Genomic DNA, 17,190 nt, shown 5'->3' on the forward strand with positions numbered 1-17,190 from the left:
GCAAGGCACCGCGGGTCGCCTGTACAGGAGTTGCACGATGACCCTCTCTGCCACCCCGGCCTACGACACCCTTGCCCGCCTGCACATGCGGCTGCACCGGCTGGAGCACCTGCAATCCATTGCCTGGTGGGACCAGGCCAGCCACATGCCGCCCAAGGGCAGCGAGGCGCGCGCCGCCGCGCTGGCCGAGATGGCGACGCTGCTGCACCGGCTGCGCACCGATCCCGACATGAAAGAGCAGATCGCCCGGGCCGAGCAGGAAGCGCTGGATGAGCCGCAACGCGCCAACCTGCGCGAGATCCGGCGTGACTGGCTGCAGGCCACGGCCTTGCCGGACGAGCTGGTCGAAGCCAAGTCGCTGGCTGCCTCGCGCTGCGAGCATGCCTGGCGGCGCCAGCGGCCAGCCAACGACTGGGCCGGCTTCCTGGAGAACTTCCGCCCGGTGCTGCGGCTGGCCCGCGAGGAAGCGCAACGCCTGTCCGAGGCGGGCGGCCTGGGCCGCTATGACGCCTTGCTCGACCGTTTCGAGCCCGGCATGCGCGGCGCCACCGTGGAGCGCCTGTTCGCCGACCTCAAGGGCTGGTTGCCGGACCTGGTCCAGCGGGTGGTGGCGGCCCAGGCCACCCGGCCGGTGAGCGAGCCGAAGGGCCCGTTCCCGATCGCGGCGCAACGCGCCCTCAGCCTGGACGTGATGCGCTTGCTGGACTTCGACTTCGAGGCCGGCCGGCTCGACGAAAGCACCCATCCCTTCTCCGGCGGCGTGCCCGAGGACGTGCGGCTGACCACCCGCTACCGCGAGGACAACTTCGTGCAGAGCCTGATGGGCACCATCCACGAGACGGGCCACGCCCGCTACGAGCAGAACCTGCCGCGCGAGCTGCTGGGCCAGCCGGTGGCCCGTGCCCGTTCGATGGCGGTGCACGAAAGCCAGAGCCTGTCCTTCGAGATGCAGCTGGGCCGCAGCCGGCCCTTCGTCGAACTGCTGGCGCCGCTGGTGGTGCGCCACCTCGGCGCACAGCCGGCCTTCGAGCCCGAGCCGCTGCACCGCCTGCTGACCCGGGTCGCGCCGGGCTACATCCGCGTCGATGCCGACGAGGTGACCTACCCGGCCCACGTGATCCTGCGTTTCGAGATCGAGCGGGCGCTGATCGAGGGCGAAGCCGAGGCGGAGGACATCCCCGCCCTGTGGGACCGCGGCATGGCCGCGCTCCTGGGCATCGACACCCGCGGCAACTACCGTGACGGCTGCCTGCAGGACGTGCACTGGAGCGAGGGCCTGTTCGGCTACTTCCCCTGCTACACCCTGGGCGCGATGTATGCGGCGCAGTGGTTCGCCACGCTGCGGCGCGCCACGCCCGACCTGGACCGCCGTATCGCCGCCGGCGACCTGGCACCGGTGCTCGACTGGCTGCGCGGGAACGTCTGGCTGCAGGGCAGCCGCTGGACCACCGACGAGCTGGCCGTGCGGGCCAGCGGCGAGCCGCTCAACCCGGCGCATTTCCGGGCGCACCTGGAAAGCCGCTACCTGGGTGGCTGAGAGCGGCTGACGACACCCTCCATCGCCCAGCGGCCGAGCGCCGTCTGGCGGTGCAGGAGAAGAAGCGGGGCGGTTGGCACTGCGCCGTGGAAGACGCAGGCAACGCGGTGGTCCGAGGTCGACTCGCCAGCAAGGCGGACGATCGCCGTTGGCGAGCGGCTCCTGCCCCGGCGACACCCTGTGCGGGCTACGGGCTACGGGCTGGGGGCTGGGGGCTACGGGTGGGGGCTACGGGCTGGGGGCTGCGGGCTGGGGGCTGCGGGCTGCGGGCCGCGGGCTGCGGGCCGCCTCCCTCTATCAGGAAGCTGTCCCCCGGGCAAGCGGCTTCGCCGCTGCAACAGCTGCCGGCGCAGGTGCCTTCCTCGCGAAGCACGGGACGCGGCCCAGGGCTCAAGCCCGCTGCACCGCATCAGCAGAAGCATTTAGATACTGTCGTTTCAAGCAGTTGGGTCGCATCGCCCGGTTTGGGCCGTTGCGGCGAAGAATTTCCGTCACTTCATTGCAATACGGAAACGGTCGGAACCGCGACCGCAGCGAGCGGTCGCGCGGTGTTTCCTGGCGGCCGGACTTGCAAAGGCTAAAGCGCCCATTTCGCTTGTCCCGGCCGGGCGCCACAGCCGAAGTGCGCAGGCACTCAGGGGACTTGCCGCCCACGCTAGCCAGAGTTGGCCCCAGATTTGCAAACGTTTTCAGTCCTCAGAAGGTTTGCATCACCCGCTTTTCAGGAAGGCCCTCCCGTGCCCCCGACCTCCGCCTCCTTGCATCGTCCCCTTGCGCTCATGTTCCCCGTGGTGTCCGTCGCCCTGCTTCTAGCGGCGTGCGGAGGCGGCAACCAGGCAGCGGGCGAGGCCCCCGCCGCCGAGCCACCGAGCCCGCCACCGCTGGCGTCCGCCCCGGCGCAGGACGGCGCCGTCTGCCTCTATGAAGATGTGAACTTTCAAGGGGCACGCGCCTGCTTCGACGGCGATTCGAGCTGGATCGGGGCCGAGTGGAATGACCGCATTTCCTCCGTCAGGCTGAAACCTGGCTACAGGGTGCAGTTGTTCGACCATGCAGGCCTTGATGGCCGCTCGTTGACGCTTGACGGAGATGCGGCCAACCTCGCCACTGCCGGCTTCAACGACCTTGCGTCGTCGTTGAAGCTCTTGGGGCGGCCGCAGACCCCCGAGTTGTCGAGCGTCGAACTCGCCCAGACGCACGTCATCGGCCCGGAGGGGCGCACGCTGCAGTCGCCGAACGACGCCAAGAACAACCGGTCCCGCCGCCTGATGCTGACCGCTGACCGCGCGGCACTCCTGATGGTGCAACCCTCGGCCGCCGTTACCGCGCTCGTGGTACGCGCGCAGCTGGCCGATGGCCGCACGCTCGGCCCGCTGGCGATGAATCCGCCTGAGCAGCTGCCAGCCAGTGACGGTGGCGCCGAGCCTTACTCAAGAGCCAAGTACAGCGCGCTGCTGCCGCCCGAGTGGGTGCAGCCCGGCGCGACGCTGGAAATCGGGCAGGAGGATTTCTCCTCGCCGCGGCGGATTGCGTTGAACGTGACGCCGGCAACCACACTGCGGCAGTACACCGTGCCGATGTACCTGTTCGGCGCCCGGCATGACAACTCGGTGGTCGACTTCCCGCTGGAGAAGACCGCCACTGACGGCTATTCGCTCGACCGGGAGTACCGCGAGAAGCTGCCCATCGCGAAGCTCGAGACCGGGATCACTGCGGCTGTCACGCTTGACAAGCTCGCCGTTCCCGGCCGCAACGACGACAAGTTCTGCTACCCGGCGATGACGGTCGCCTCGTGGTCCGACTACCGCGCCATCGAGGGCGACACCAACGCACGCATGCTGCGTCTACTCCACGATCTGCGCGGTTGGACCGCCAACCGCGACGGCGCGTTCGCCGCCGGCTACTACGGCTTCGTGCAGACGGTGGACGGCGGCAAGCAGGTGGCTGCATCGACAGGCGGTGGCCTGGCCAGCGTGGGTGGGGGCGTGGCGGCATCAGGCGGCGACTACCGCCCCGCCACCATCTACTCGGCCATCTTCAACCACGAGATGGGCCATGCCTATGGCTTGCCGCACGCAGATCATGCGGCCGACCTGGGCGACTTCCCTTATCCCATGGGCACCAAGAGCGGCTCCAGCTGGGGCTACGACAGCGTCAGGCACCAGCTGCTGACCACCCGCGAGTTCAGCGGCCAGCCTTGCGACCACCGCACGGTCGATGGTGTCTGCTATCAACGCACGCCGATGTCCGGCGGCGACGACGATCGCAATGCCGCGCTCTACCGCTGGTCCGCGTTCTCCGACTACGAGGCGGCCGTCCTGCAGGAGGGCTTCCTCGACAAGCTGTTCCCCGACTCCAGCTACGACGGCGGCTACAAGCGGTGGAATCGAAGCACGGGCGGCTTCGAGGCCATGTCGGACAGCGATCGCGCCCGCGTCGGGACGGATGTGCTGAAGACCGGGCAGCAGGTGCAGACGGTGATCGGCACGGTGTCGCACTTCAATGTTGCGCCGACCGCAAGCACGATGACCGTGACACCCCCGTGGTCCGGCCATCTGCCCCGGCACATCGACCCCACGGTGCAGGGTGATCTTGACACCATCCTGAGCGACAAGCCGGGAGGCTGGAGCGGCTACTACTGCCTCTCGAACGGCTGCGACTACACCCTGGTCGCCACCTATGCCGACGGCAAGGTGGTGCGTGTCCTGTTGCCGATCGGCTACCGCGGCTGGAACACGGCCAACGACACGTCGGGCTACAAGCAGGGCGCCCAGGACCCGACCAGCGCCGACAACTTCGCGAGCTATGCAGTGAACCTGCCGGCCGGGCACGGCGGCCTGAGCCGGCTTCAGCTGTTCCACACGCCTCACGGCTCCCAGTGGCAAACCCGCTTCACGGCACTGAGCACGAGCGACTTCGGCGGGCGGCTGCCGCTGGTCAACGAATGGACGCCGGCCGACGGCGCCACCGGAGGCAGCGGCGCGCCGGGAACGACCCGCTTCGACCGCTCGGTGTGCAAGCCGGGTGCGACGGTCAAGCTGCCGTCCCGCTGACAGCCGGGCCATCGGAGTCGCGTCAGAAGATCCTGTGCGCCTGCAGCCCGCGGCTGCGACGTCTTCCGTTGCGTCGCGGCCGCCGTTCCGGGCGCGGCGCCGGCTCTGCCGCGGCAGCCCTTGCGCCATCGACCGGCAAGCAACGGCGGGACAGGTGCCCGCGGCTGCAGGAGCGCAGCCCGCCCGGTGCGGCCGCCACCGCGCCTGGACGGCGACCGCGGTGGGCACCGTTGAGCGCGCCTGCCGGCACAGGGCGCAACAGCCTGTTGCACCCGATTCAAATCGAGCATGAGCAAATCAGGGAAAGCCATGGAATCGATTCCATGAGTCGCTTCGAGAATCGGGCGTTGCAGCACGATTCGCCTTGAAGGAGCACGCCTTGACTGTCCCCACCGCTTTCACCCGCCATGTCCTGGTTGCCGCGCTCGCCCTCTGCGGCCTTGCGCAGGACGCCCTCGCCCAGGGCAAGGTCATCGGCTACATCCCGTCATACAAGGGCCTGCGTGCCGTGGCCGACCGGACCGACCTTGGCAAGCTCACGCACCTGAACATCGCCTTCGCCAACCCGACACAGAGCGGCAGCTTCCTGAGCGGCGGCAATCCGACTTGCATGGAAGGCGCGACCGGCGCCGACATCAGCTATGTCGTCCAGAAGGCACATGCTGCCGGCGTCAAGGTGCTGGTCTCCCTGGCCGGAGGCGTGATTCCCGGATGCTCCGGCGACTGGCAAAGCCTCCTGCAACCCGGCAACCGCGCGAACCTGGTGAACGGCCTGGTGCAGTTCGTCAACACGTTCGGACTCGACGGCGTGGACGTCGACCTGGAAGGGGCGCTGCTCACGTCCATTGATGCGGCAGGCAACTACACCCCCTTCATCCAGAGCCTGCGCAGCGCGCTGCCGGGCAAGCTGATCACCGCCGCGACGGCCACCTATGAGGGCGGCATGGTCCCGACCTCGTCCTTGCCGTGGTTCGACTTCGTCAACATCATGTCCTATGACGCGGTCGGGCCCGGGTGGGGCACGGTGGGTACCGAGCATTCGCCGTATTCACTCGCCCAGAGCAACATCGCCACCTGGCGGGCGCGCGGGCTGACCAAGGACAAGCTCGTGCTGGGCGTGCCCTTCTACGGCTACGGCTTCAACGGCTATGCCGCCTCTTATGGGTTTGCCGACATCATCAACCAGTTCGGCGCCGGCGCGGCGCAGAACGACTTGATCGGCACACTGTGCGCGAACTGTGCCTACATCACCTACAACGGCATCCCGACGATCAAGGCCAAGACCCGCCTGGCCATGCAAGAGGGCTCGGGGGTGATGATCTGGGAGCTTTCCCAGGATGCCACCGGCGCCAACAGCCTGCTGGCGGCCATCCATTCAGAGATCGGCAACCCGCAGCCGACGGGCGTCGCCACGGTGTACCAGCATTGCAACTACGGCGGCTATGCCGTCGATCTGAAGGAGGGGCGCTACAGCGCCGCCCAGTTGCAGGCGCTCGGCGTGCGCAACGACGACCTGTCGTCGCTCAAGGTCAACCCCGGCTACCAGGTCACGCTCTACGAGGGCGACAACTTCACGGGTCGTCAAGTCGTGAAGACCGGCAGCGCCGGCTGCCTGGTGGACGATGCCATCAACGACCTGACCTCGTCGCTTGTCGTCTCCCGGGTCTCGTCGGCCTGGCAACTGCAGGTCGAGGCCGAGAACTTCAACAACCAGGCCGGCGTGCAGACGGAAGCCTGCCAGGAAGGTGGCCGCAATGTCGGCTGGATCGATGCCGGTGACTGGATGGTCTACGGCAACCTCACCTTCCCGAGCAGCGGCAGCTACCGCGTCGAGTACCGGGTGGCCAGTCCCGGCGGCGCCATGCTGTCGCTGGACTTGAACGGTGGCGGTGTCCAGCTGGGGCAGGTCGGTATCCCCGCCACTGGCGGCTGGCAGAACTGGACCACGGTCTCGCACACGGTGAGCATCAACGCCGGGACGTACAACGTCGGCATCTACGCGCCCGCAAGCGGCTGGAACCTGAACTGGATTCGCTTCACCAAGCTGTGACCGTGGTGTGTGGCTGCGAGCGGCTGTCCACGCCGCTCGCAGCTGCAGCTTTCTGTCCTCGGCCTGGCCCGGTCAGGCTGGCTGCCGCGCCGTGGGCGGTGAAGCGGCGGTCCGCTCCGATTCATCGACCAGGGGCTTTGGCCTGCGTGCCGTGTTGCTGCGCAGTCCCTGCTCACCGAGGCCGAGCGGCCCGGACCGGCGTTGCAGGGCCTGGCCCTTCGCGGCGGTGGTCAGCCGCTGCCTGCCGCGCGTCGGCCGCAAGCCCGGCCCTCCCCGACACGGCGCCCGCCTGCCAACCGGCTCCATCCAGCGCGAGCGAAGCCCCCGCCGTGCGCGGGTGGCTGCCCCCGGAGGAGGCGCCAGTTGCCCGTCGTCGTGCGCCCGCGGCGGGCTTCGCCACGCATCAGAACTCCGCGATAGACCCCTTCGCGATACAGCGGGGCGGCAGTGGCCGGCGCGAGCAGTGCTCCGGCACCCATTCGACGGCTGGGCGCCTTTCGTGTGGGCCCCTCCCGGGCAGCGGCCTCGCCACCATGCCGAAAGCACCTGCACAACGCGGCGCCTGCGTGCGGGCGGGGACGGGGGACTTCGTGCCCCGTCGCCCCGTCACTCCGTGGGGCACGACCCGGCGCAAGCGCTCGTGTTCATCTGGCTGGGCGGCAGCAGCGTCACGTCGCCGGGGCTCACCTGGCAGTTCGGTGTATTGAACTCGACGCCCAGCGCACTGGCGCTGCCCTGGCCCTTCACCACGCCCTTGTAGACCTGGCAGATCTTGGTCTTGCTGGTGCCGCTGTTGTTGAGGGTCAGGTTGCGGATGATGGCCACGTCCCCGAAGTTGGTGTTGATGCCGACGATGGTGGAGACGTCCCGCGTGATCACGTTGTTGACGACGATCGTCCGTGGTCCTCCGTTGCCGGTGCAGTCGCCGCAGGACCGCACCAGCTTGCCCGCCTTGGCCACATAGAAGTTGCTGATGCGCAGCTCGCCCCGTCCGTTGAACTGGAAGGTCTTGTCCGAGCCCTTGTAGGCCGCGCCGCAGGTGATGTTCATCACCGTGCCGGCAGGCCCCTTGGCGGTGGCCGCGTCCTCGCCGATGTCCTCCCACCAGACGTGGTCGAGGGTGCAATTGCCTTGGCAATGGATGCCGTCGGCGGCCAGCGGTCCGATGATCACGTTGCGGACCGTCCCGCCTTCCTGCACGTCGAACACCGGCGGCTGACCTTCGCTCTGGCTGCCGCCGGAGAGGTTGTAGCGCCGGTTGCCCCCATCGAACACCTCGCCAGGCGCGACGACGCGGGTGGCGCCGAGTTGCACCGTCTCGACCGGCGTCGGCATGGCGCAGCCGGGGTAGTGGCCGAGGTCACCGTTCGGCGGCGTGGGATTCGGGTTGGGATTGGGGTTCGGGTTGGGCGCCACATCGGACGGCGCCGAGCATTCGTTGACACCCCCCGAGGTGCGGCCGCCGAAGGTGGCCTCCGAGCAGACGAAGCTGCCCGTCAACACCTTGTAGACGAACCGGTCGGCCCGGCCGAACGCCACATTGGTATTGGCGGGCACCGAGCAGGTCTTGTTCTCGGAACAGAGGGTGGTGTAGCCGGCTGGCCGGTTGGCGGCAAGCGCTGCTGTGGCCAGGGCCATGGCCCCGAATGCAAGAGCGAAGTGTCTGTACGTCATCGCGTCGTCCTTTCTGTCTCCTGGGAGGTAGCCATTCGACTCTGGACGGCGCTCGGCGAACACAGGCATTTCCCTGATACGACGTTTCAATTAATAAGAAACTTAAGGCCGAAATTGTGGCGGCAGCCTGTTGCCCAGGCGGGCGCAGTCGGCCGCCCGTGGCTTGCCGGCTTCGATGGATGTGGCGCGATGGCTGCCGTACGCAGGCTGGCCGGTGGCTGTGCCTCATGCCCGCCCGCTTCGGCGGCTGCCGCCGTGCAAGCTCCCCGGTTCGGGGCGCACATGCGCCGGGTGCCGTCCCACCAGGGGCTGCAGGCGGCGCTGGAGGGCCGCGGGGCGCGCCTTGTCCGTACTGTCGTGCTGGCGGCAGTGCTTCATGCTGGCCGAAGGAGGCGCCTGGCGCGTGCCACTGCGGACCATTGGGCCGACGGCCGATCCTCGGCGTGTCCCCGGGCTGGGTGACAGTGTCTAGCCTGCCGTGCAGTTCGATGTCCTGCGCTCGCCGCTCGAGCCACGGCGGCGGGCAGATCCGGCCACGAGCCGAAGGCCTGCGCCGGCACAGGCGCCGCGGGCCGGTGCGGGCATCTGTTGGCCGCACCGGCAGGGCCTATCGCTCGCTGCCTCGGCAACTCCGCCGGGGGAGGCGGCCCGCCCTGGTCGTCATCCCACCTCTGCCGCCCGCGCCGGATCGGTGACACCGGTGGCCGGCGTATCGCTGCGGTCGGGGTCGCTGCCCCACTCCATCCAGTCCTCGCCGAACATCTCGACCGGGTGCATCGACCGGACGGTGCCGTTGCCGCACATGAGCGAGTCGGCTGCGCAGTACTTGTCACAGCCCCAGCAGATGCGCTCGGGGTGAACGGGGTGGATCGGAAACTTCTTCGCCATCACCAACTCCTTGCGGCCGATCCCCGCCAGACGAGGAAGCACCATGACGAGGCCGCTGGAAACCGCCGTGCCGGCAGGCGTCGGCACCTCTGCCCAAGGCCCGCGGCCGAGCTGGACGCTTCACTTCTTCAGGTCGTTGGCGCGCCTGCGCCTGCGTGGCCTGCTGCCGTGACGGGCAGCAGCTTCAGTATAGGAATCGCCGCAGGAGGCGCCCTGCCAAAGCGCGCCGCCTCTGATCTTGCTCAAGGTCGGTGGCGCGTCCGCGGGCGGGACCGTGAAGGAGGCACGGGCCGGCCGAGGCAGGCCACGGCCAGCAGCCCGCAGTGACGGGCGGCGCCATGCCTCGGCGAGGCCTCAGCTGCTGGCCCAGTCGCCTTCGTCGAGCTTGCGGGCGTACACGGCCAGCACGATGCGTTCGGAGTGCACGAGATAGTCGTTGAGCTTGGCGGCGGCCTTGCCGAATTCCCCGGCTTCAGCCAGCTCCAGGATGTCGCGGTTCATGTCGACGTAGGGCGCGTGCAGGAACTCGGGGTCGCGCAGCAGGCCGAAAGCCAGCCGGAGCTCGGCCAGCACCTGGGCGAACAACTGGTTCAGCCGCTCGCTGTCGGCCAGCTCGACGACCCCCATGTGAAAAGCCATGTTGGCCGTGCCCACGGCCAGCCAGTCGCCGGACTCGCGGGCCTTGAGCGCCTGCTCGACCGCCTGTCGCATGTGCTTCTTGGCCGGATGGCGCGGGTAGGCCTGCGCCAGTGCCTGGCATTCGATCAACCGGCGCACCCGGTAGATGTCGATGATGGCCGCGATGCTGGGCACCGCCACGAACACGCCGCGGTTGGGCTCATGGCGCAACAGGCCGTCCTTGGTCAGCACGCGGAACACCTCGCGCAAGGTGTTGCGCGAGATGCCCAGCTGATCCGCCAGCGCCTGCTCGGACAAGCGCTGCCCGGGCGCGAATTCGCCGGCGGTGACCTTCTGCCGCAACTCCTCGGCGACGCGGTCGGTCAGGGTCACGGCCGGCGGCGGCGTCACGGGAGCGGTCATGGCAGGCATCGGACAGGGGCGAAGGTCGCGGAATCGAGCAGCGCATTGTGGCGCAGAGCGGCGTGCAGCCTGGGCAGGCAAGCTTGCGGGTTTGTACCAGGACGCCAAGCAGATGAATGGGCAACACAATATGAATTGTTCAACAATCGTCTGATGTTGCCCTTCAATCCAACCGGTCAGGAGCTTCGAACGCCATGACATCCACTCCCTCCTTGTGGCCCCTGATCGGGGTTGCGGTGATCATCCTGGGCTTTGTGCTGCGCTTCAATCCGATGCTGGTGGTGGCGGTGACCGCGGTCGCCACCGCGCTGGCGGCGGGCTTTCCCCTGCAGAAGGTGCTGGCCACCATCGGCACCGGCTTCGTCAAGACGCGGAACCTGCCGCTGATCCTGCTGCTGCCGCTGGCGGTGATCGGGCTGCTGGAGCGTCATGGGCTGCGCCAGCATGCGCAAGACTGGATCGCGCGGTTCAAGTCCGCCACCGCCGGGCGGCTGCTGCTGGTCTACCTGGCGGCCCGGCAGTTGTCCGCCGCCGTGGGGTTGACCAGCCTGGGCGGGCATCCCCAGATGGTGCGTCCGCTGCTCGCACCGATGGCGGAGGGCGCGACCGAGGCCCGGCACGGGCGCCTGCCGGAGCGCATCCGCCACAAGCTGCGCGCGTATGCCGCAGCCACAGACAACGTCGGCCTGTTCTTCGGCGAGGACATCTTCGTCGCCTTCGGAGCGGTGGTGCTCATGACCACCTTCCTGCACGAGGCCGGCATCGACGTCGAGCCGATGCGGGTGGCCTTGTGGGGCATCCCGACCGGTGTGGCGGCCTTCGCCATCCACGCCTGGCGGCTGCGCCGGCTGGATGCGGCGCTCAAGCGCGAGCTGGAGGGGCTCCGGCCCGAGGACAGCGCGACCGCGGCGGCGGTGAGCCACCACGCCAAGGAGGCCTGAGATGACCATCTCGCTGGATCTGCTGTTCAACCTCGCCGGGGTGCTGCTGGCGCTGATCGCGCTGATGACGCTGCTCGACCGCCAGCACCCCAAGCGCTTCACCACCGGCTTCTTCTGGGGGCTGTACGCGGCCATGTTCCTGGCGGGCCACCTGTTGCCGCCCGAGTGGGTGGGCGCGGGCGTCATCCTGATGGCCCTGATCGTCGGCTTCAAGGGCGTCGGGGCGGGCCGGCCCAGCCTCCCGTCCGCGGCGGAATGCGCTGCCAGCGCCAGGCGCCTGGGCCATCGGCTGTTCGTGCCGGCGCTGGCGATCCCGCTGCTGACGATGGTGGGCACCCTGTCGGCCAAGCACCTGTTGGTGGGTGGCACGCCGCTCATCGATCCGAAGAACGCGACGCTGGTGAGCCTGGGCCTGGCCTGTGTCGTCTCGCTGGGGCTGGCCTGCTGGCTGACGCGCGAGACCCCCGCGCAGGGCGTGCGCGAGGCGCGCCGGCTGATCGACGCGCTGGGCTGGGCGCTGGTGCTGCCGCAGATGCTGGGCATGCTGGGGCTGGTGTTCTCGGACGCCGGCGTCGGCAAGGCGGTGGCGCACGTGACGACCAGCTACATCAACATGGACCTGCGCTTCCTCGCGGTGACGGTGTATGTCGTCGGCATGGCGCTGTTCACCGTCATCATGGGCAATGGCTTCGCGGCGTTCCCCGTGATGACCGGCGGGGTCGGCGTGCCGGTGCTGGTGGGCGTCTACCACGGCGATCCGGCGGTGATGGCGGCCATCGGCATGCTGTCGGGCTACTGCGGTACGCTGATGACGCCGATGGCGGCCAACTTCAACATCGTGCCGGCGGCATTGCTGGAGCTGCCCGACAAGAACGCCGTCATCCGTGCACAGGTGCCGACGGCGCTGATGCTGCTGGCGGTCAACGTGGTCCTGCTGAACCTGCTGATGTTCCGCTGACGCGGCCGCCGTGCTCCCTGGCTTCCCTTCCTCTCATCATCCTTCCCGATTGCGATGAACATCGACCTCAACAGCGACCTCGGCGAAAGCTACGGCGCCTGGCGCATGGGCGACGACGCGGCGATGCTGGCGGTGGTCAGCAGCGCCAACGTCGCCTGCGGCTTCCATGCGGGCGACCCGGCCGGCATCCTCGCCACGCTGCGCGCCGCCGCCGAGCGCGGCGTGAGCGTGGGCGCGCATGTGTCCTATCCCGACCTGGCGGGCTTCGGCCGCCGCAACATGGACATGTCGAGCGCCGACCTGCGCGCCAGCGTGATCTACCAGATCGGCGCGCTGCAAGGCCTTGCCAGCGCGGCCGGCACGCGGGTGCGCTACGTCAAGCCGCATGGCGCGCTCTACAACTTCATCGCCCGCGACGAGCGCCAGGCGCGTGACGTGATCGCCGCGGTGCAGGCGGTCGACCGGGCGCTGGGCCTGGTGGTGCTGGCCGGCTCGGCACTGGCGGGCTGGGCCCGCGATGCAGGGCTGCGGACCATCGAGGAAGCCTTTGCCGATCGCGGCTACCGCGCCGACGGCAGCCTGGTGCCGCGCGACCAGCCGGGTGCCGTGCTGCACGACCCCGAGGCCGTGGCCGCGCGCATGGTGCAGCTGGCCCGCGAAGGCACGGTGACGGCCAACGACGGCAGCGTGGTGCGCATCACCGCCGACTCCATCTGCGTGCACGGCGACAGCCCCGGTGCGGTGGCGATGGCACAGCGGGTGCGCGAGCGGCTGGCGGCGGCTGGCATCGCGATCCGTCCGTTCATGGATGCCGCCCGATGAAGCCCGCCTCGCCGATGCGGCCGCAGATGCGGCTGCTGCCGGCGGGTGACGCCGTCCTGGTCGAGCTGGACGACCTGTCGCAGGCGCTGGGGCTGCTGGCATCGCTGCAGGCTGAGCCGATCGAGGGCATCCGCGAGATCGTGCCGGGCGCCCGCACCCTGTTGATCGACCGCGACCCGCTGGTGCTGAGCCGCGAGGCACTGGCCGCCGAGCTGGCGCGGCGCTCGCTCGACCTGCGGCATGCCGAGGCCGGCCAGCGCGTGGACATCCCGGTCCACTACGACGGCGAGGACCTGGCCGAGGTGGCCGCGTTCCTGAAGATCACGCCCGAGGAGGTGGTGCGCCGCCATACCGGCGCCGACTGGTTCGTGGCCTTCACCGGCTTCGCGCCGGGCTTCGCCTACCTGACCGGTGGCGACGAGCTGCTGCGCCAGCTGCCCCGGCGCGCCTCGCCGCGCACCCGCATTCCGCCGGGCGCCGTGGCGGTGGCCGGCGGCTTCAGCGGCGTGTACCCGAAGGCCAGCCCGGGCGGCTGGCAGCTGCTGGGGCAGACGCTCACACCGATGTGGGACCTGCGGCGCGATCCGCCGGCCTTGCTGCAGCCCGGGCAGCGGGTGCGCTTCGTCGACGCCGGCCCGCGCCCGGCGGGCCCGCAGCCGGCGGTCGAGGTGGCAGCGGATGCGGATGCGGCGATCGACGCGCCTGGCGCCCCCGCCATCGGGATCCGCCACACCGGCCTGCAGGCGGTGCTGCAGGACCTGGGCCGGCCGGGCCGGGCCGGGCTGGGGGTCGCCGCCTCGGGCGCGATGGATCGTGGCTCGCTGAAGGCGGCCAACCGGCTGGTGGGCAATCCGGTCGGCGAGGCGGGCATCGAGCTGGCGCTTGGCGGCTTCGAGCTGGAAAGCGTGGGCGAGATCGTCGTCGCGGTGTGCGGCGCCGAGGGGCCGCTGACACTCACCGCGCCCGACGGGCGCCGCTGGCCCGTCGAGCGGCATGCGCCGCTGGCGCTGTCGAACGGCGACCGCCTGCGCGTCGGCGAACCCACCGCGGGCGTGCGCAGCTACATCGCGCTGCGCGGTGGCATCCACGGCGTGCCGGTGCTTGGCAGCCTGGCCTATGACTCGCTGGCAGAAGTCGGTCCCGCGCCGCTGCAGCCGGGCCAGCGGCTCGGCCTGAAGCGCCCCCGGGGCAACGCGCCGGTCGGCCTTGCCGAGCCGCCACAGCTCGCCTGGCCGCGGCCGGGCGAGGTGGTCACGCTCGACGTGCAACTGGGCCCCCGCACCGACTGGTTCACGGCCGAAGCCGTGCAACTTCTCACCGAGCAGCCGTGGACCGTCACCCCGCAGTCCAACCGCGTCGGCCTGCGCGTGCAGGGCGAGCGGCCGCTGGTGCGCGCGGTGAGCGGCGAGCTGCCCAGCGAGGGCACCTCGCAAGGCGCCATCCAGGTGCCTGCCAGCGGCCAGCCGGTGCTGTTCCTGGCGGATCACCCGCTGACCGGCGGCTATCCCGTCATTGCCTGCATCGCGCCCTGGCACCTGGACCTGGCCGGCCAGATGCCGGTTGGCGCACGCATCCGCTTCAAGGTCGTGGCCGGCTTCGAGCCGGTCGTGCTGTCCCGCTGATCTTCCGATCTCCGTCTACGCCCCTCCTATGCCCATGAAAAAGGTCCTGATTGCCAACCGCGGCGAGATCGCCGTGCGCATCGTGCGCGCCTGCCGCGACTACGGTGTCCGGTCGGTCGCGGTCTATGCCGACCCGGACATCGATGCCCTCCATGCGCGCCTGGCCGACGAGGCCTGGGCGCTCGACGGCCAGCGTCCCGCCGACACCTATCTGCAGATCGACAAGCTGCTCGACGCGGCGCGGCGCAGCGGCGCGGATGCGGTGCATCCCGGCTATGGCTTCCTGTCGGAGAACGCGGCTTTCGCACGGGCCGTGCTGGCGGCCGGCCTGACCTGGATCGGCCCGCCACCCGAAGCCATCGAACAGCTGGGCGACAAAGTCTCGGCGCGCCGGCTCGCCCTGGAGGCCGGCGCTCCGCTGGTGGCCGGCTCGCCGGGGCCGGTGTCTTGCGCCGAGGAGGTGATGGACTTCGCCCGCGAGCACGGGCTGCCGATCGCGATCAAGGCGGCGTTCGGCGGCGGCGGCCGCGGGCTCAAGGTCGCCTGGAAGATGGACGAGGTGGCCGAGCTGTATGCCTCCGCCGTGCGTGAGGCGACGGCGGCCTTCGGCCGTGGCGAGTGCTTCGTCGAGCAGTTCCTGGACCGGCCGCGGCATGTCGAGGCCCAGGTGATGGCCGACCGGCACGGGCGGGTGGTGGTGCTGGGCACGCGCGACTGCTCGCTGCAGCGGCGCAACCAGAAGCTGGTGGAGGAGGCGCCCGCACCCTTCCTGACCGAGCTGCAGCGCGAGCGCATCCACGCTGCCGCGCGCGACGTCTGTGCACGTGCCGGCTATGTGGGCGCGGGGACGGTGGAATTCCTGCTCAGCGCGTCCGGCGCCATCTCCTTCCTGGAGGTCAACACCAGGCTGCAGGTGGAGCACCCGGTCACCGAGGAGACCTGCGGGCTGGACCTGGTCGTCGAGCAACTGCGCATCGCCGACGGGCTGCCCCTGACCCTGAGCGAGACGCCGGCGCCGCGGGGACATGCCATCGAGTTCCGCATCAACGCCGAGGATGTCGGCCGGGGTTTCCTGCCGGCACCCGGCCCGGTCGATCTGTTCGAGCCGCCGTCCGGGCCCGGCGTGCGGGTCGACAGCGGTGTGGTGACGGGCTCGGTCGTGCCGCCGGCCTTCGATTCGCTGATGGCCAAGCTGATCGTCACCGGGGCAACGCGCGAGCAGGCGCTGGCACGCGCGCGCCGCGCCTTGGCCGAGTTCCGCATCGAGGGCGTGCCGACGGTGCTGCCCTTCCATCGGGAAGTGCTGCAGCATCCGGACTTCGCCGGGCCGGACGGTTTCAAGGTCCACACCCGCTGGATCGAGACCGACTTTGCCCCCACGCTGGCGGCCGCTGTGCGGCCCGAGCCCCTGGCAGCACAGCCGCTGCAACGCATGGCCATCGAGATCGATGGCCGCCGCGTGAGCCTGGGCTTGCCGGCCGAGCTCCTGCGGGGTCTCGCGAACACGGCCGGCGCTGCGGCCGCCGGCATGTCGGGCCCGGCGGCGGCCGTCGATGAAGCCGTCGTGGTGGCACCCATGGCCGGCCAGCTCCAGGCCTGGAAGGTGGACGAGGGCACGCTGGTCGCCGAGGGGCAGCTGCTCGCCGTGCTGGAGGCCATGAAGATGGAGACGCAGGTGCTCGCGCATCGCTCGGGGCGCCTGACGCGACAGGCCGAGGCGGGCGCACAGCTGGCAGCGGGCGCCGCCCTGGGGCGCATCGAGTGACACCGGCTGCGGCGCGCGTGCGCTGCCCGCGGGGCGGCGCCGGGCACCCGCCGCGCCGCGCCGGCGTTCAGGCATTCATCCACCTTTTGATCCCTTCTGCATGAAGCACATCCTCTTGACCGGCTTCGAGCCCTTCGGTGGCGAGCGCGTGAATCCTTCCTGGGAGCTGGCCCAGGCCTTGAATGGCGAGGTGATCGCCGGGGCACGCGTGATGGCGGTGCAGCTGCCATGCCGCTTCGGCGCGGCACTGGAGCGGCTCGCCGAGGCGCTGGAGCACGTGGCGCCCGTGCTGACCCTGGCGACGGGGCAGGCCGGCGGGCGTTGCGACCTCTCGTTCGAGCGGGTCGCGATCAATGTCGACGACGCCCGCATTCCCGACAATGCAGGCGCCCAGCCGGTGGACGTGCCGGTGGTCGCCGACGGGCCGGCCGCGTACTTCACGACGCTGCCGATCAAGGCCATGGTGGCGGGCCTGCGTGCCGCCGGCATTCCTGCCTCGGTGTCCCAGACGGCCGGCACCTTCGTCTGCAACCACACCTTCTACGGCTTGCAGCACCTGCTGCGCGGCCAGGGCGCCCGCAGCGGGTTCATGCACATCCCCTACCTGCCGCAGCAGGCGGCAGCGTTTCCCGGCGCGCCCAGCCTTTCGATGGAGACGCTGGTGGCCGGCACCCGGCTGGCGCTCGAATTGGGCCTGTCGGCCGCCGAGATCCGCGAGACCGGCGGACAGCTCAACTGAGCGGGGCCGGCCGGCCAGCATCCCGGCCGGCGATGGCAGCGGGCCCCGCCTGGCACCCCCGGGCGGGGCGACGCCAGCCGCAGCGGGCGGTGAGCGCGGC

Annotated in this window: 12 protein-coding genes and 1 pseudogene; 10 read left to right on the plus strand and 3 right to left on the minus strand. The window is 70.1% G+C overall.

Annotated features, from left to right (window positions below; genetic code table 11):
• Positions 1 to 37 precede the first annotated feature (37 nt).
• From N7L95_RS26905 to N7L95_RS26915, 4 genes and pseudogenes are all read left to right on the plus strand, one after another.
• Complete coding sequence (locus tag N7L95_RS26905; RefSeq protein WP_301260703.1) at positions 38 to 1,537, plus strand: carboxypeptidase M32; 1,500 nt, start codon at positions 38 to 40, stop codon at positions 1,535 to 1,537.
• 779 nt (positions 1,538 to 2,316) lie between these two features.
• Positions 2,317 to 2,598, plus strand: a pseudogene (locus tag N7L95_RS29660) (peptidase inhibitor family I36 protein); the annotation flags it as partial.
• Between the two features lie 12 nt (positions 2,599 to 2,610).
• Positions 2,611 to 4,590: a M66 family metalloprotease gene (locus N7L95_RS26910; protein WP_301260704.1), complete on the plus strand. Its 1,980-nt coding sequence runs from the start codon at positions 2,611 to 2,613 to the stop codon at positions 4,588 to 4,590.
• Positions 4,591 to 4,969: 379 nt separating this feature from the next.
• A complete protein-coding gene (locus N7L95_RS26915; protein WP_301260705.1) occupies positions 4,970 to 6,640 on the plus strand; it encodes a carbohydrate-binding protein in 1,671 nt (556 codons plus the stop codon).
• Between the two features lie 606 nt (positions 6,641 to 7,246).
• On the opposite strand, the gene N7L95_RS26920 is transcribed toward N7L95_RS26915, so the two are convergent.
• The 3 genes from N7L95_RS26920 to N7L95_RS26930 form a co-directional block, all read right to left on the minus strand.
• Positions 7,247 to 8,314 carry a pectate lyase gene (locus N7L95_RS26920; RefSeq protein WP_301260706.1) on the minus strand — a complete coding sequence of 356 codons (1,068 nt, stop codon included), beginning with the start codon at positions 8,312 to 8,314 and terminating at the stop codon, positions 7,247 to 7,249.
• Positions 8,315 to 8,974: 660 nt separating this feature from the next.
• A complete protein-coding gene (locus N7L95_RS26925; RefSeq protein ID WP_301260707.1) occupies positions 8,975 to 9,202 on the minus strand; it encodes a DUF3079 domain-containing protein in 228 nt (75 codons plus the stop codon).
• Between the two features lie 354 nt (positions 9,203 to 9,556).
• Entirely contained in the window at positions 9,557 to 10,243 is a 687-nt protein-coding gene (locus N7L95_RS26930; RefSeq protein WP_301260708.1) for a GntR family transcriptional regulator, read from the minus strand.
• Positions 10,244 to 10,437: 194 nt separating this feature from the next.
• Between N7L95_RS26930 and N7L95_RS26935 the strand changes: the two genes are divergently transcribed.
• The 6 genes from N7L95_RS26935 (at position 10,438) to pcp (ending at position 17,090) form a co-directional block, all read left to right on the plus strand.
• The gene (locus N7L95_RS26935) at positions 10,438 to 11,184 is read left to right on the plus strand and encodes a DUF969 domain-containing protein (protein WP_301260709.1); all 747 of its coding nucleotides are present in this window, start codon (positions 10,438 to 10,440) and stop codon (positions 11,182 to 11,184) included.
• A gap of 1 nt (position 11,185) precedes the next feature.
• Positions 11,186 to 12,142, plus strand: coding sequence for a DUF979 domain-containing protein (locus tag N7L95_RS26940; RefSeq protein ID WP_301260710.1), 957 nt, complete (start codon positions 11,186 to 11,188; stop codon positions 12,140 to 12,142).
• A gap of 54 nt (positions 12,143 to 12,196) precedes the next feature.
• Positions 12,197 to 12,964: a LamB/YcsF family protein gene (locus tag N7L95_RS26945; protein WP_301260711.1), complete on the plus strand. Its 768-nt coding sequence runs from the start codon at positions 12,197 to 12,199 to the stop codon at positions 12,962 to 12,964.
• A gap of 26 nt (positions 12,965 to 12,990) precedes the next feature.
• Positions 12,991 to 14,586, plus strand: a complete 1,596-nt coding sequence (locus N7L95_RS26950) for a 5-oxoprolinase subunit B/C family protein (RefSeq protein WP_301260740.1) — start codon at positions 12,991 to 12,993, stop codon at positions 14,584 to 14,586.
• 34 nt (positions 14,587 to 14,620) lie between these two features.
• Complete coding sequence (locus tag N7L95_RS26955) at positions 14,621 to 16,351, plus strand: acetyl/propionyl/methylcrotonyl-CoA carboxylase subunit alpha (RefSeq protein ID WP_301260712.1); 1,731 nt, start codon at positions 14,621 to 14,623, stop codon at positions 16,349 to 16,351.
• A gap of 100 nt (positions 16,352 to 16,451) precedes the next feature.
• A complete protein-coding gene (gene pcp, locus N7L95_RS26960; RefSeq protein ID WP_301260713.1) occupies positions 16,452 to 17,090 on the plus strand; it encodes a pyroglutamyl-peptidase I in 639 nt (212 codons plus the stop codon).
• The last annotated feature ends 100 nt before the right edge of the window (positions 17,091 to 17,190 follow it).

This window comes from Eleftheria terrae, assembly GCF_030419005.1.
GTDB classification, from domain to species: domain Bacteria; phylum Pseudomonadota; class Gammaproteobacteria; order Burkholderiales; family Burkholderiaceae_C; genus Caldimonas; species Caldimonas terrae.